At 45.9% G+C, this 14,644-nt stretch carries 18 protein-coding genes; 8 read left to right on the top strand and 10 right to left on the bottom strand.

Going from position 1 to position 14,644, the window contains the following annotated elements:
• Nucleotides 1-149 precede the first annotated feature (149 nt).
• From F0231_RS00270 to F0231_RS00245, 6 genes are all read left to right on the top strand, one after another.
• Complete coding sequence (locus tag F0231_RS00270; RefSeq protein ID WP_171757711.1) at nucleotides 150-569, top strand: universal stress protein; 420 nt, start codon at nucleotides 150-152, stop codon at nucleotides 567-569.
• Nucleotides 570-872: 303 nt separating this feature from the next.
• Entirely contained in the window at nucleotides 873-1,529 is a 657-nt protein-coding gene (locus tag F0231_RS00265) for an NAD(P)H-dependent oxidoreductase (protein ID WP_171757710.1), read from the top strand.
• Nucleotides 1,530-1,560: 31 nt separating this feature from the next.
• Complete coding sequence (locus F0231_RS00260; protein WP_171757709.1) at nucleotides 1,561-1,851, top strand: putative quinol monooxygenase; 291 nt, start codon at nucleotides 1,561-1,563, stop codon at nucleotides 1,849-1,851.
• A gap of 124 nt (nucleotides 1,852-1,975) precedes the next feature.
• On the top strand, nucleotides 1,976-2,551 hold the full coding sequence (locus F0231_RS00255; RefSeq protein WP_171757708.1) for a methyltransferase domain-containing protein: 576 nt from the start codon (nucleotides 1,976-1,978) through the stop codon (nucleotides 2,549-2,551).
• 42 nt (nucleotides 2,552-2,593) lie between these two features.
• Complete coding sequence (locus F0231_RS00250; protein ID WP_171757707.1) at nucleotides 2,594-3,088, top strand: peptidylprolyl isomerase; 495 nt, start codon at nucleotides 2,594-2,596, stop codon at nucleotides 3,086-3,088.
• 189 nt (nucleotides 3,089-3,277) lie between these two features.
• Entirely contained in the window at nucleotides 3,278-4,414 is a 1,137-nt protein-coding gene (locus F0231_RS00245) for a BamA/TamA family outer membrane protein (protein WP_171757706.1), read from the top strand.
• Nucleotides 4,415-4,425: 11 nt separating this feature from the next.
• On the opposite strand, the gene F0231_RS00240 is transcribed toward F0231_RS00245, so the two are convergent.
• The 8 genes from F0231_RS00240 to F0231_RS00205 form a co-directional block, all read right to left on the bottom strand.
• Nucleotides 4,426-5,268: a DMT family transporter gene (locus F0231_RS00240; protein ID WP_171757705.1), complete on the bottom strand. Its 843-nt coding sequence runs from the start codon at nucleotides 5,266-5,268 to the stop codon at nucleotides 4,426-4,428.
• Nucleotides 5,269-5,397: 129 nt separating this feature from the next.
• Nucleotides 5,398-7,146 (bottom strand): lysophospholipid acyltransferase family protein, encoded by a 1,749-nt coding sequence (locus F0231_RS00235; protein WP_171757704.1) that lies wholly within the window; start codon nucleotides 7,144-7,146, stop codon nucleotides 5,398-5,400.
• Between the two features lies 1 nt (nucleotide 7,147).
• On the bottom strand, nucleotides 7,148-7,600 hold the full coding sequence (locus F0231_RS00230) for a hypothetical protein (RefSeq protein WP_171757703.1): 453 nt from the start codon (nucleotides 7,598-7,600) through the stop codon (nucleotides 7,148-7,150).
• Between the two features lie 20 nt (nucleotides 7,601-7,620).
• Entirely contained in the window at nucleotides 7,621-8,058 is a 438-nt protein-coding gene (locus F0231_RS00225) for a YHS domain-containing (seleno)protein (protein WP_171757702.1), read from the bottom strand.
• Nucleotides 8,055-8,801, bottom strand: coding sequence for an NRDE family protein (locus tag F0231_RS00220; protein ID WP_171757701.1), 747 nt, complete (start codon nucleotides 8,799-8,801; stop codon nucleotides 8,055-8,057). The genes F0231_RS00225 and F0231_RS00220 overlap by 4 nt, the downstream gene beginning before the upstream one ends.
• Nucleotide 8,802: 1 nt before the next feature.
• A complete protein-coding gene (locus tag F0231_RS00215; RefSeq protein WP_171757700.1) occupies nucleotides 8,803-9,351 on the bottom strand; it encodes a DinB family protein in 549 nt (182 codons plus the stop codon).
• A gap of 22 nt (nucleotides 9,352-9,373) precedes the next feature.
• Nucleotides 9,374-10,504, bottom strand: a complete 1,131-nt coding sequence (locus tag F0231_RS00210) for a D-alanine--D-alanine ligase (protein WP_171757699.1) — start codon at nucleotides 10,502-10,504, stop codon at nucleotides 9,374-9,376.
• Nucleotides 10,482-11,090, bottom strand: a complete 609-nt coding sequence (locus tag F0231_RS00205) for a DedA family protein (RefSeq protein WP_171757698.1) — start codon at nucleotides 11,088-11,090, stop codon at nucleotides 10,482-10,484. The genes F0231_RS00210 and F0231_RS00205 overlap by 23 nt, the downstream gene beginning before the upstream one ends.
• Before the next feature lie 124 nt (nucleotides 11,091-11,214).
• On the opposite strand from F0231_RS00205, the gene F0231_RS00200 reads away from it, so the two are divergent.
• Both F0231_RS00200 and F0231_RS00195 read left to right on the top strand, forming a co-directional pair.
• Complete coding sequence (locus F0231_RS00200; protein ID WP_171757697.1) at nucleotides 11,215-11,625, top strand: hypothetical protein; 411 nt, start codon at nucleotides 11,215-11,217, stop codon at nucleotides 11,623-11,625.
• 118 nt (nucleotides 11,626-11,743) lie between these two features.
• On the top strand, nucleotides 11,744-12,925 hold the full coding sequence (locus F0231_RS00195; RefSeq protein ID WP_171757696.1) for a multidrug effflux MFS transporter: 1,182 nt from the start codon (nucleotides 11,744-11,746) through the stop codon (nucleotides 12,923-12,925).
• A 75-nt stretch (nucleotides 12,926-13,000) separates the two neighbouring features.
• Here F0231_RS00195 and F0231_RS00190 read toward each other — a convergent pair whose 3' ends face one another.
• Together F0231_RS00190 and F0231_RS00185 are read right to left on the bottom strand one after the other, a co-directional pair.
• Nucleotides 13,001-14,053, bottom strand: coding sequence for an alcohol dehydrogenase family protein (locus tag F0231_RS00190; RefSeq protein WP_171757695.1), 1,053 nt, complete (start codon nucleotides 14,051-14,053; stop codon nucleotides 13,001-13,003).
• Between the two features lies 1 nt (nucleotide 14,054).
• Nucleotides 14,055-14,570: a TetR/AcrR family transcriptional regulator gene (locus F0231_RS00185; protein WP_171757694.1), complete on the bottom strand. Its 516-nt coding sequence runs from the start codon at nucleotides 14,568-14,570 to the stop codon at nucleotides 14,055-14,057.
• Nucleotides 14,571-14,644: the final 74 nt, after the last annotated feature.

Genomic DNA, 14,644 nt, shown 5'->3' with positions numbered 1-14,644 from the left:
TCAACATTCCTTAGGTCGATACGGATCATCAAATCATCATAAAACTGACTGAAAATCATGCTTCTATAAGGATTCGGGAGGTGGGTAACACTCTTTTATCCTCAAAAATATTATGGTTATAAAGAGTACAGACCAGGGAGGAAAACATCATGAGATATACGCACATTCTTGTCGCACTTGAGCGCACTGACGAAAGTAAAATGCTCATTGACCGAGCATCCTACTTAGCTGAAATGACCAATGCCTATGTGTCATTTGTTCACATCGACGGCTCTCATGGCGAAATTTACCCAGAACTGGTGGATATCCAGACCAACACAGATCAGCACCCTTTGGGTGAACAAACCATCACAGAGATCCGTGAATTTGAGGCGTACAGCCCACAACCAATTAAGCACATCTTGATTGGTACCGGTGACTTATCTGACAAACTCGAACAGACCATTAAAGAGAATCATATCGACCTACTTATTTGTGGTCATCATCATGATTTTTGGAGCAAAATCGTCTCGTACTCCAAACATCTGGTAGACAAATCGCCCGTCGATATTCTTGTCGTCCCAATGTAACGCAACCTAACAAGATCGGTTTTTGGCATGACACATAGCACTAACGTGACATGCCAGAACCTTATTTTAAAAGCTCGATTCAGTAGGTAACCGATGATTATGGACAAAAGGTTCCATAGTGATTGGACATATGCGCTATTTTTCTCGCCCGCAAATTCCACTAAATTACACCCATCGACACAGGCTAACGCAAGTTACCGATAATTGGGGCATGTTCTCTGACGTTTGAAATCAACCTATTGCTGTTGACGCACTGAACATCAAACCCTGCTGAATTCAATTTTTAGATAGTTAGGAATCGACATGACTCATCCAATCATCAAAGACTTAAACACTCGCTACACAGCTAAAAAATACGATGCTGAAAAACGCATTTCAGCTGAAGATATGGAAGTCATCAAAGAAGCGCTTCGTCTATCAGCGTCTTCTATTAACTCTCAGCCTTGGAAATTCATCGTACTAGAGAGCAACGAAGCAAAGCAGAAATTCCACGACACGTTTGCGAACATGCACCAGTTCAACCAACCGCATGCGAAAGAAGCGTCTCACACGATTCTATTTGCCTACGATCCAAAGTTCACTAAAGAGAAATTTGCGAAACGTGTAGATGCAGAAGTGACATCTGGCCACCTACCAGCTGACATGTACGACATGTTTATGGGTGCTTACGCATTTGCAGAGATGAATACTGACGAGTCAGGCTTCAACGGTAACTGGACAAAGGCGCAAACGTACATCGCTCTAGGTAACTTACTGCACACATTAGCGCGTCTAGGTATCGACTCTACACCAATGGAAGGCGTTGATGCAGCGCTAATCGGTGAAGCATTCTCTGAGCAACTAGAAGGTCACGTATGTGAGTTGGCTCTGTCTATCGGCTACCACAAAGATGGCGAAGACTACAACCACGGTCTACCAAAAGCGCGTCTAGCGATGGACCACGTAATCACAACTCTATAAGACAGTTAGACAACCAATAGGTGGAAACGAAATGAGTAAACTAACAGTTATTGCCAATATCATTGCGAACGAAGAGAAAGTTGACTTAGTAAAAGCAGAGCTGATTAAGTTGATCGATAAAACTCGTGCTGAAGAGGGTTGCATCAACTATGACTTGCACCAAGACAATAGCAATCCTGCCCATTTCGTTTTCCATGAAAACTGGGAGTCAGAAGCAGCATTGGACGCACACTTAGCAAGTGCTCACATTGCTGACTATATTGCCGCTGTTGAAGGCGCTGTTGAGACATTCACCATCAACCGAATGACTCACATCGCGTAGACACTGCAACACCACTGCCTTTCAAAGCCCTGCCCGCCCAGCAGGGCTTTTTCTTTTTATGAACTCGGTTAGAATACCTGTTCAGAACAGAAGGCGGTATGATTCGCCCGATCAAAGGAAGAGTATGAAAGTTCGAGACAGTGGGATGCCACAAGAGCAGTATTGGGCCAGTTTTTTCAATGTCGAGTTGGCGCTTGATACTTTGCTCCCTGTACAAGATCGCAATGGCGACTGGATAGAAGTCGGCTGTGGCTACGGCACGTTCAGTTTGCCTTTCGCCCAGCATATTCAGGGCAAGCTCTCCAGCTTTGATATTGAGCCTGAAATGGTAGAGCGAGTGAGTACGTTAGCTAAACAGCAAGCGCTTACCAACCTCGTGACGATTGATAGAGATGTCATTCAATTCGGAACAGGCAAAGATGACCAAAGCCATTCAGGAGTGATGATTTACAACCTGCTTCACCTTGAAAACCCCGTTGCACTTCTAAAGGAAGCCTATCGAAACCTTAAAGTTGGCGGATGCCTTTCAGTGATTCACTGGCGCAGTGATATAGATACGCCTCGCGGCCCCTCTCTTGATATTCGTCCAACACCAGAACAAACCATACAATGGATGGAGCAAGCGGGTTTCCAGAATATTACGATCGTCGATATTGAGCAAAGCTGCCCATATCACTATGGCGTGTTAGCTTGGCGATAGCTTGCTATACTCCTGTCAATTTCAACTGATTGAGCAACAACAATGATCACTCTATCTACCACTTACGGCGATATCGAAATTGAACTGAACATGGAAAAAGCCCCTGTCAGTTCAAAGAACTTCCTTCGCTACTGCCAAGAAGGTTTCTACGAAGACACGATCTTTCACCGTGTCATCGATGGCTTTATGATCCAAGGTGGTGGCCACACTGAAGATATGACAGAGAAAGAGACGCACGCGCCGATCGCGAACGAAGCAAACCGTGGACTGAAGAACGTCACTGGGTCTATTGCCTTTGCTCGTACAGACGCGCCTCATTCAGCGACAGCACAGTTCTTTATTAACTTAGATGACAATGATTTCTTGAATCACTCCGCCAAAACCAACAACGGCTGGGGTTATGCGGTCTTTGGAAAAGTCACGGCAGGCATGGAAGTGGTAAACAATATTGGTAAAGCCATGACTGGCTCAAAGAGAGGTCATGACGATGTGCCACTTGATACGATTAAAATCAATAAAGTAACTATCACTGAATAATAAAAATCCCCGAGATAAAGCTCGGGGATTTTTATTTTCATGGTCGATTCACGCAGTCAGCTACAAGCCGTACGCTAAACTAATTAATTTTAAATATGGAGAGAATATTACTTAAAAAGTGGTATACTCCGCAGCTATGAGCCCATATGGATATTTTGCTCAGTAATACATAGGTTAATGCACTTAGTTATGAAACGGATTCAGCTTTTATCAGCTTTCTCAGCGCTGCTTTTCTCAAGCCACACATTGGCGGAAGAAACAACCGATGTTTCTACTGATAAAGAGAGCAGCTTTAAAACCATAGCTATCCCGTTCTACGACCCAAGCGTCGGTGCAGGCGCCTCTTTAGTCCCTTTATACAGCTTCTATTCCAGTGATGAAGAGACAAGCCCTTCAACACTATCCGCAACTCTGACCTACACCGAAAGTCAAAGCTATAGCGTCCGTGGCAACACCGATATCCTGCTCGACAGATTCCGAATTGTGACGGATTTTGGCTACAACTACTCCAATATCGATGTCCAACTCCTTGAGCAGTTGAAAACCGTCGCGACGACTCAGAAAGAGATCAATTTCTTTGGTGATGTTTACTACTCATTGACCGACGACCTCTATATTGGTTTAGGGATTAACTTCACAGCAAATAGCTATATTGGAGAAACCAATAGGGATCGCCTCCTTTTGGGGGTTTCAGGATTTACTGAAGACTACCAAACAGATATCGGGCTAAAGCTGTCCGTTCTGTTTGATAAAAGAGAACACTACTATTACCCCTATAGCGGTTATATGTTTGAAGCCACATATGAAGATCACGCTAAGTGGTTAGGTAACGATGGCGACAAGACCTATTCATTAATGACGACGGATTATCGCCACTACCGCAGTTTAGTCGATGAGAATAACCATATCCTTGCGACTCGTTGGCTCAATCGCTATCTCTTCGATGCTGACAATGCACCAGCAAGCGCACTAAGCACTTATGGTCGTCAAGGACGCGACGTTCAGCGTGGCTTTATCGTCGGAGATTATGTACCGGCTGCAAACCTGACCAGTTTAGAGATGGAGTATCGCTATACGCCGCTCAACACGGGCAATGAACGGCTGGATCGCCTAACGTATGTGGCGTTAGGGGGGATCGGAAAATCTTTTGGTCGCCAAGCATTAGGCCCAGAAAAAAGCTTCAGTGAGAGCGACACTCTATCAATGGTAGGGGTTGGCTTGCGCTATCGTGTCATGCGTAAAGAGCGCATCAATGTCCGCATGGACGTCACCTACAATAATGACGGTGATTGGCTTGCCTATTTCAGTCTTGGTGAGAACATCTAACTCACAGGTTGTTATCTCTTGGAGATAAACACAAGCCCTATACCGCCTAATACCAACATCGATGCCAAGACCGAGATCATCCGAATCTCTTCGCCTAGTCCAATCGCGCCCGCAATAAAAGCAATCACAGGAACGGACAGCTGAGCAACCGACGCTTGCAGCACCGAAATCTTCTTTATCACCTGATACCAAATAATATACCCAAGCCCCGAAGCTGCAACGCCTGACAACAGTGCCCAAGTAGCACCTGAACCGCTAAGTTTCGGAGCTTGAATCAGCCAAGGCGCGACTAATACAGCTAGAAAACTGGCAATAACAAAGCCATGCGTAATCGATGCTGACGCTGATTCCTGGCTGCGCTTTCCGAGCAAAGTGAACAAGGCCCAACAAACGCCCGACACTGCCATCAACAATGCCACGTTCCACTCTGGCGTTTGTGCCGATGGCATCATCAGAACCACAAAACCGCTAATAGATAGTCCAATCCCGACCCATTCTAAAGACTTTAAGCGCTGCCCAGACAGCAAGTGAGCACCAATCAAGGTTAGCTGTACAATACCAAATAAAATTAATGCGCCCGTGCCTGTCGTCAGTGATGTGTAGGCATAAGAAAACGCCACTGCGTAACCAAACAAACTACCACCAGCAAGCCAGCTGTTTCTATCACGCAAAAATTTGAGATTAAGCTCGCCTCTAAACTGCATAAGAGCCATCAAGGTTAAAGCACCAGAGATAAGACGAATGACCGTGAATGAACCGGGGTCTATCGATTGTTCCGATAGTGCAAAACGGCAGAAGAGTGAATTAGCGGCAAATGCTAATAGTGCCAGCGGTAGGGTAAATGAAGTGGGCATGATAATCCTTTATCGACAACAACAGCAGTATATCGCAGCGCCGCCGATGTAAAAGAGCAATAACGTCTTGCTTATGCCGGATAAAAATAAAGCCGCTAACATAGCGGCTTAGGTCGATTGATAATCAAGCTATGAGTGATGATGCTCTAAGTAATCTAAGGCTTCTTGTTTACCCATATATTTACCTAACGTTCTTGCTGGCACCGTTGTGAGATCCACCACAATCAAACCATCAAGCGCATAGTTAAAAGCAGGGTCAACGTTAAAGCAGACCAACTTACCGTTCATACCAAGATACTGCCTTAGCAATACGGGTAATCCCATGCCTTGTTCTAAACGACTTAACACTTTTGATAACAGTGGCAATTTTGATAGTGAGCTGAGCATATCTGGTCGCCAGAACTCTTTGCCACTCTTCTCTAACGGCGTGGTAGGCGAAACTAACTTGGCCTTTTCATCATCGTAGTAGTGGACCGACATAACAGAGGCAATCAGCTGTCTTGCAACTGGGCTATAGTCGTTACTGATACTCACAGGGCCAAATAGATGGGTGTATTTCGGGTTCTTCTGCACAAAACCCGCAATCCCTTTCCAAAGCAACAGTAGCGAGTGCATATTGCGTTGATACGGCTTTGAAACAACCGAACGACCTAGCTCTATCGACTGACCTAAACTATCTACGAAGGCCTCATCGTATTTGAACAAGCTGGTTGAGTAGAGCGCTTCAATGCCACCTTTCGCCACTAGCTCATCGACTAAACCTAATCGATATGCACCAACCAAATCTTGGTTCTCTCGGTTCCAAACAAACAGCTGATGATAATGCGGGTCGAACTGATCAATATCGCACTCAAGCCCGCTGCCTTCGCCGACTTCACGAAAGCTCTCTTCTCGAACTCGGCCAATCTCTCGCAGCATATTTGGCATAGCGGTTGTCGGAGCACAGTAAACCTCAAAGTCTCCTTGCGCCAACAACTTGTATTGCTCTAGTTGTGCCAATTCCGCTTCTAAAAGGTCTACCGCCACGGGTGCGATAATCGGCGCAGCTCCCTCACTGATTGGCAGCACATTCTCGGCACTTTCCATGCTCCCCATCAAGTAGGTATTGAGCCTAAAGTACTGAGTCAAATCCTCATCGTCGTCAAAATCCTTCACTTCACCAAAGGGAATAGGATTACCCACAGAGACTGAAATAGTCTGACCCGATTTATTCAGTAGTTCTCGCCCCAACAATGCCGTTCGGAGCAAAGGGTGAATCCTACCGGCTTGATAAAACAGTTTGCTGTTCATGCCATTGATGAAGATCGGAACCGTTGTCGCTTCAGCATGCTTAACAAACTTAGCGACCGATTTACTCCACGTTTTATCGGTAACTTTATTCTCTTGCGCCTGCCAAGCAGAGACTTCACCAGCAGGGAAGATGATCAACACGCCTCCTGATTTTAAATGCTCATTGGCCGCTTTAATCGCTCGTCGATTAGTACGTTTGGCACTCTCACCACCAAACACATCAACGCCAATGAATAAGTCATCAAGTTCAGGGATACGTTTTAAAAGCTCATTAGCGAGCACTTTCACGTCTTTACGCACCTGAGAGATTAAGGAGGCGAGAACAATACCTTCAATGCCACCAAACGGATGATTGGCAACGACTAGGACTGAACCCTCTTGAGGAATATTCTCAATACTGCCGTGATCCACCTGATAGTGTGTCCCAATACGCGAGAGCGCTTCATGCATAAACTCAAAACTGTCTTCTGGCAGCTCATCTTGCTTGTACAACGCATCCATCGTAGAGAGCCCAGTTGCCCACTCCACAACAGATTCACCAATACCAAAAGGGGTTTTGCGGGGTAGTCTAAATGGACTCTCTATCATGTTAAGCCCCTTTTGCTAGCAGTGAATGGGTGAACGAACCTTCAGTTTTTACGTCACGTAAGAAGAGGAATACACCACAGCTCCAAACAATGCACGCCATACCAAATAGCAAACCGCCGTCGTTACCAACCACTTCACCCATTGCATTAAACTCAGGCATCACAATACCTAGAGGAGTAAACAGGTGGAAGAAGATCGCGCCCGTCATGATGCCTGCGCTCATTGCCGCACCAACGCCATGAAGACGAGTGAACAATAGAATAGAGGCGATAAGCTCAGCAAAGCCAATTAAGTAACCGCCATAGACACCAAACCACTCAATCCCAGACCACTCCCCTAGGGTGCCAAAGATATGATCCGTTTCGTACGAACCGGAAAACTTGAAAAATAGAGACTGGATAAACACAAACGCAATAAATGCAGATGGGATATGTTTTGTAGCAGCAAACTTCATATTGAACGTCCTTTGTAGTTTTATTTAATTAGATTTGGCCAGTTTTTGTCGGCTTGGGTGATATGGCCAGAGCGGTCACTATCCCACCAGCTCTTCACATCTGCGTCGTAATTCAGATACAGCTTCCCATCAACAATTGCCCACTGCTGCGGATCCGCAGAGGCAAAGTCATTCTTTTCAGAAACGGCCCAAGCACAGTAACCACCGTATTGCGGTGCATAGGCGTCAGGCGTTGCAACAAACTTTTCTAAGTTCTCTTGTGATGAGAAGTACCAATCAGCGCCTTGATATTCGGTTTGCCACTGACTGTCACCTTTGACCGGTTTACCAACAGTAAAGTAAGCCACCGTGTCATAACCACTCAGCGCTTTGTTACTAAAAATACCCGTATAAACAGGGTCTGCAGCAAAAGTAGAAAAACTGGCTAAGGAAAGAATGAGAGCGAATAACTTTTTCATTTGAAAACTCCTTGTTCAACGACATCTGAATGAAAACAATTTTGGGTTACCTGAAAATCAATATTGCGATGATCATCAATCGACTGATAACTCATCTCTTGTTTAGTAGAAGACACGGTAACCGAGGTAAAACTTACCGTTCTGGCATCATTTCTAGCCATTAACGGGGAAAAATTAGGAAAATCAGCATCGTAGGTCTTGTGAAAAATGCGCCCGACTTCTTCGTCAGGTGTCGTCATGACTAACTCGTTAAACAGCGCCTTGCGATAGTTTGAGGCCTGCTCGAAATCGACCGCTGCGGATACGATAGGGGCAAAGGCATGAGAGCGAGATAAACGTTCTCCATCCCAAGTCCAAAGCACAGTCTCGTTGGCGGTGCGTCTGGTATCAAACGACACGACTGTAAACGGGGCAAAATTAGAAAGCGGCATATCCATCAACTTCAAGTCCACATTTTGACTTGAGTTTGCACTGGCAAGGCGTTTGATGATCATGCCGCGACTGGTGAGTTCACCTGCAGGCGTCACGCCCTGATAATAGTTGAGCAAGCAGACCGTCACCCCATATTCATTGGTCACAATCCAACTGCCGCCACCAACCGGGTCAATCGGCATCACGCAGTGAACACCATCAATGGTCAAGCTTTGAGGTTCAATAGCAGGTAACCGAGAGCGTTGCTCATCGCGATTAAAATAGACTTCGTAGTGGCTATTTCCGTGGTAAATCCAAGACAGTGTGCACATATTATTGAGCCCTCTGATACGTTGCCGTAGTTGGGGCAACCCCAAACGTATCATCCGCATCCACACCACGCAGCGAGGCGACCACCTTAGCCATGGCAAAGTGATGAGTCGCATGCAACGCCGCAAAAGTCAGCTCACGAACTAAAGTCGATGAGACCTCTTCAACTTGCGTTTGCGACAGCATGACTTCCGTTTCCACTAAGATAGGCTCAGCCAAGGTATAATTAGGTAAATGGAAGAGCCATTCACTGAGTGATTTGATCTCTTGTTTGGCCACGTTAATGTCTCTCTCTACCTGATGGCCTCGGCGACGAACGTTGTAATCAATTTTGCTTGGATCGCGCTTTATCGCGTGGAACAGATCGAGCCAATGACGAAAGTGCTCACCAATTGAACTGCTAATATGAGGTCGCGCTAGGTAGGTATAGTCCTCTTCACTCAAAGTCTCTAAAAAGTCATAGCCTTGATTCAGCGTTTCAATGCAGCCAATCACAGCTTGAGATGGTTTTTCTTCCGAAACAGGCAGTTCCTGCGCCGTGCTGTTCTTCATCTTCATATTCCCTGGCAAATTCTCAATCGGTCATAGGGTAAAGTTGAGTGAGTAATTTCTCCTCACGCCAAGCCTTGAGTAAGGCACCTAATGTTGGGGTTGGGTGCCCCTGCTTTTTGTGTTTTGCACCAATTTGATAGAGTAGTCGGTACTGCTTTAACAAGGTGCTGAATATCTCGACCAGCGGCGTATCGCTATCCCATATATGCGCAGCTTCACTACTGGCACCATTAATTTCCAAAATATCGAAGTGCTCTCCCGCCATTAGAGAGTGAATATCTTGGAACTTGATATCTAAACGACCGTAGTTAAAACCTTCAAAATCACCCAAGATTTCATCTAACTTCTGTTCAAGTTTAGGTGTGATAAATCGGTTTCCATCTCGGAAGATCGCACCGCGAGAATGACTCCCTGCAAATGCCAACTGAAATTCGTCCTTATTCGGAATGACAGTGTTCAAATGCTCAGTGTGACGAGGAAGATATAAGTGCTGAAGCTTTCCTGCCCTCGGGCATTTCTCGATCAGCTCTTTTAAAGTCGATACGCCATCACCCATCACTCTCGGGGAGTATTTCAAGGTGATAGAGATGATTTTCCCTCGGCTTTCGCCTGGCTGTTTTACGTAAAACACGCCCGCTTCAGCGCTGTGCTGAGATTTCTCTTGAAGAAGGAATCGACCAGTATGGGGAAAAGTTTCAATGTAGCTTTGCAGCTGTTGATCAGAGTGAATCAGCTTAACGCCAACCCCACGACAACCGAGATCAGGCTTAGCCACCAGCGGATAACTTAACGCTGCTTGCTGTAACTGAGCTTTCGTTTCGCTCAGCAAGGACTCTACACTGCTTGAGTTTTTGGTAATGGTAATGAACGGCAATATCCAATCATTGGTTTGCTGCCCCGCCGAGGTAAAAATATCGTGCTTAGATTCCCCAACCATGCCACTCAATTTAATTGCAGGGTTAGCAACAAGAGGCAACGCCCAATCTCTATGAACTAAACTCAGTGCTGCGCTTTGTAAAACAACGGGGGTATAGAAAAACCATGTCGGTAGAAATTCAAATGGAGATATCACTCGCCGCGGCTCTTGGAGCACTGGCATGCCAGCGTTTACCTTTCCTTGAGGTATCATTTCAACGTTCGCGAGCTGCGTCATAGCTGTCCCTTACTAATAGTTTTCTGATCAATCGATTTAATAACCACATTACACATACGCCCAAAGGAATAAGTAACCACCCACTTTGGCTCTGTTGAAGCCACTCAGCGTTGCCTAAATGAAAAAACGAGCCGAATATCAAAGCGGTCCATATTGCCGTTGCGCTGATAACAGCCAGTAAAAACTTAGCAACGGGCACATTAAGAAAGCCACTTAGAGAAAAGCCAATGGTTCGTAAACCCGGTACAAAACGCACAATAAATAGCGTCATAAACGCCTGTTGATGTAACTTACGTTGTATTCGGCGTGTTCGTTGATATCGAAACAACCGATAACGGAGAAAACGAACCTTTTGAGCAGCTTTACCCATAACGTAAAGACCTAAATCTCCGGTACTGATACCAACAAAAATGGCTGCGAGCGCCGCGACGGTTGGCATCAAATCTTCAACCGCGAGCGCTGCCGCTGTAACAATGGCTAAGTCTTCAAGCAAGTACGACAGCAAGACCACACCAAGAAAAAGTAACGGTAATGATGCACTACTCTCAAACAGCCATGTTTTAATAGCTTCAGCAAATTCCATCATCACCCAACTCCGATATGGTACGCAATACCGTTTATATGTTAGTTTTAAGTCAACTGCAAGTTTTGTATCTTGTTAATTTTGCTAGGCTATGTAACTTGCGATATTTATAAAGATAGGTGAATCAATGGAAAAATTTCACTTTAAAAAAGTTTTTGTTTCTACCTGCGGCCTTTTCGCCCTGTTTTTGTTTGCTGCCTTTCAGTTTGACGTGTATTTGGTCTTTCCCTTTTTTGCTCTGTTTGCTTACAGCAGCTTAATTGGGGGCCTATTGTGGGCGCTCACACTAGCAAGCAAACGGGGGGAATTCGTCGTGACGGCGATCGGGCTAATATTTCTGGGGACGTTTGCATCAGTGGATATCTTACTCGCCACTGATGAAGCAATCGAACACCTGATCAATCTGCCTTATGTCCACTTATCAAAAGAGACACTGCATAGCCTCAATCAAGTTCTGCTCGTCTTGATCAACATATTTACAGGTAGCCTTGCTGCTAATGTGCTGTTTCATGGTCTTTGTAAACCTTTAGTAAAGTAAGTTGCACGAATTGAGTAACGGCTTAAAATTGGCGGCCTCGCCCCTTAAGCTGTCACATTATGACTCATCACATTGTTACTTCTATTCTCATCGCAACTAACCAAATGAGTGCAAAAGCATGAGCAAACCCATCCAGTTTAGAACCATTTTGCTCGCTTGCTTAATCATCAGTATTGGTCAGCTCAGTATGGGGTTAGTCTTCCCTTCGCTGCCTTGGATTGCGAAAGACTTCTCTATTTCGCTAGACCAAGCTCAATTATTAGTCAGTGTGTACTTACTCGGCTTTGGGCCTTCACAGTTTCTTTATGGGCCCATGTCTGATGCCTTGGGCCGAAAGAAGGTTTTACTCTCCGGCTTACTCATTGCCCTATCTGGTTTAGGTGTGATCCTCTTTTACAGTGACTCTTTTACCGGCATGGTTGTTGGGCGGTTTTTGCAAGGATTGGGGACGGGGTGTTGCGCGGTTTTGGCTCGTGCATCGACTCGAGATCGATACAACGGAGCACAGCTGCCTGTCGCATTGTCGTATATCGCGATGGCCGCTTCGATCACACCGCTGGTTGCGCCTGTCATTGGTGGGTTTATAAACTACCATTTTGGTTGGACGATGGTGTTTGTCTCTCTGCTCGGTTATGTCTCACTTGCTTGGGGGATCATCGCGCTTAGATTTGATGAAACCTTGTTGCAAACTAGCCCAATACCTTCCCTAAAACAGATGGCGAAACAATATAAGTCACTGTTCTCCTCTCGCTACTTCATGAGTTTTGCCAGTATTGGTTGGCTCAACTTTAGCCTGATGATCACGACCGTCTCGGTGATGCCATTCATTATGCAAAACCAGATTGGCATGACATCGGATGAATACGCAATGTGGGCGATCATTCCGGCTTTAGGCATGATTTTAGGTACAACGATTTGCAATCGCGTACGACCGATAATCGGCAGCAAAAAGATGCTGTTGTGTACGCCAGCGTTACATTTAAGTGCAGCAATTTGGCTGTTCTTCTGCCCTCTTGAACCTTTGTACCTCATGATTGGTCAATTGCTGATGATTCTTGGAAACGGAATTGCGCTCCCTTGTGCTCAAGCGATGGTCATGCAACCTTATAAAAAACAGGCAGGGGCGGCCGCTGCAATGTCAGGCGGTGGGCAGATGATCGTATCATCGATAGTCAGTATGGTGCTGGTGCAACTCGGGCTAAGCCAAGCATGGCACTTATCCATTGTCATTGTCCTGTTTGCGGCCATTACCCTAGGGAACATAGTGCGTGGCTTTGATACCGAACAACCAGAGAGTTAAGAGAACAAGAGCTTCAAGCATTTGCTAAGTTCAACCAATGTGAACACTTTGCATTGCTGAAGCTCTCTCGCAGCCCTAACTGACCGTCAGTACAACTTTACCGACGTGGCTTTTTTCTAAGAAGAACGTTTGTGCTGCTTCAATCTCTTCAAGTGGGAAGCTCTTAGCGACTAACGGTTTGATGTTGCCTTGCTCAATATGATTCACCAAATTCTGAAACACTTGAGGCTCAATCACAGTACAACCGAAGAAGCTCAAGTCCTTTAAATAGAGCGTGCGAACATCAAGCTCTACCATCGCGCCGCCAATGGCACCAGAGACAGCATAACGACCTTTCGGACGCAGCACTTGTAAAAACTGAGGCCACGACTCACCCGCAACCAAATCAATCACCACATCGACACTGTTTTCACCCAGCACTTGTGGCAAGCTATCGCTGCGATTCACCACTTCATTCGCGCCCAAATCAAGCACCTGTTCACGCTTGCTCGGGCTTGTAATCGCAATCACATGAGCACCACGCGCTTTAGCCAACTGAATAGCAGCAGAGCCAACGCCACCGGAAGCTCCTGAAATCAAAACGCGATCCCCTTGCTTAACTTGAGAGCGCGTTAGCATGTTTTCCGCGGTTGAGTATGAACATGGGAACGACGCAAGTTCGACATCTGTCATTGAAGAGTTAACCTGGTAAGCGTGCAATGCATCGATCACCACGTATTGCGCGAAGCCTCCATCACACTCAGAACCAAAGTACCAAGGTGACGTAAGAGGTTGACCCGCAAACTGCGTTAAACAAGGCTCGATAAGCACACGTTGACCAATACGGCTAGGATCTACGTCTTCAGCCACAGCCACAATTTCACCGCACACATCTGCCCCCTGGATACGTGGCAGTTGCAACGCGTTGCCACCCCAACCTGCATCTTCAGCGTCGTTGTCGCCTTTTGAATACCAGCCAATACGTGTATTGATGTCGGTATTATTCACACCAGCAGCACGGACACGAATCAGAACCTGGCCCGCTTTAGGTTGTGGCACTTCAACCTGAGTTGAGTAATCCAACATTTCAAAGCCACCATGGCCGATAAGTTGAACAGCATTCATTGTTTGGGGAATTTGGTGGTCCATATTAGGCCTCAATAATGTTACGTATCATCTGTTTAGCGATATCAATAGCCTGCGCACCGAGCACTGGCCAAGTGGTCGAAATACCTTCATGAATAAGATAAAGCTGGTCACCTTTTTCACCGCTCTCGGCTAACTCAGCCAATAAATCTCTTACGGCCAGTTTATGCTCAGTCACCACCTTAGAGATGGTTTCGTTATCCGGGAAAGAAGCAACGGCCAATGTCGACATACAGCCGTGCGGCGCATGATTAGTCATCCACTCTTCGAGTTTCTGAGCAGTATGCAAAACCGCATCAAGCCCACTGACGGGGCCACCTTTGGTTAACAGCGCCATATAACGTTGATGACGATGCTCCAGTGCTGCCACGATCATCTCTTCTTTTGAAGGGTAATATTTGTACAAGGTTCTTAAGCTAACGCCGCAAAAGGTTTGCAGCTTCGATACGCTAGGTTCAGCGAAACCATACTGACTGAATGCTTGTTCTAGTTTAGCGGCGATTTCGGCTTTTACGGACATAGTTGCTCTCTCATTGCCAATAGATCGGTTGACCTAATAGATTCACCAACCCAAAGGTATAACGTTCATTCTAC

The organism is Vibrio sp. RE86, from assembly GCF_013114545.1.
GTDB lineage: Bacteria > Pseudomonadota > Gammaproteobacteria > Enterobacterales > Vibrionaceae > Vibrio.
This window is presented reverse-complemented; position numbering and strand designations above follow the sequence as displayed.